Here is a 519-nt window from a genome sequence, read left to right as displayed (position 1 = left end):
TGTAACGCGCCATGGCTGTTTACCGGGTCGGGTTGTTCAGCAGGCTGGCGTGCAGGCGGCCGGATACCACGCGGACGTTGTCCAGCACCAGCTTGTTGCGGCGCACCAGCCAGTTGTAGCCCAGCACGGCCGGCACCGCGACGGCCAGGCCGATGGCGGTCATGATCAGCGCCTCGCCTACCGGGCCGGCCACTTTGTCGATGGAGGCTTGGCCGGAGGTGCCGATTTTCACCAGCGCGTGGTAGATGCCCCATACGGTGCCGAACAGGCCGACGAACGGCGCGGTGGAGCCGACGGTGGCGATCACCGACAGGCCATTCTGCATGTGGTGGCTGGCGGAGTCGACCGCGTCGGAGATGGCCATCGCCACCCAGGTGTTCAGATCGACGCGGTTGGCCAGCTCGCCTTTGTGTTCGCGCGCGGCTTCGATGCCGGCGACGGCGACGGCGCTGTACATGCCTTCGTCGGCCAGCTCGCTGGCGGCTTTTTGCAGATCCACGCCGTGGTGGCCCTGCAGTT

1 protein-coding gene is annotated in these 519 nt (G+C 67.1%); it reads right to left on the bottom strand.

What is annotated here, in order from left to right; genetic code table 11:
- Positions 1–19: 19 nt before the first annotated feature.
- Positions 20–519, bottom strand: a 500-nt coding sequence (locus JHD59_RS22090; RefSeq protein ID WP_199155849.1) for a MotA/TolQ/ExbB proton channel family protein, incomplete at its 5' end; no start/stop codon positions are given.

Source organism: Chromobacterium sp. ASV23, assembly GCF_016428945.1.
GTDB classification, from domain to species: Bacteria; Pseudomonadota; Gammaproteobacteria; order Burkholderiales; family Chromobacteriaceae; genus Chromobacterium; species Chromobacterium sinusclupearum.
Note: the sequence above shows the minus strand (reverse complement) of the source record. Positions and strands in the feature narration are given on the sequence as shown.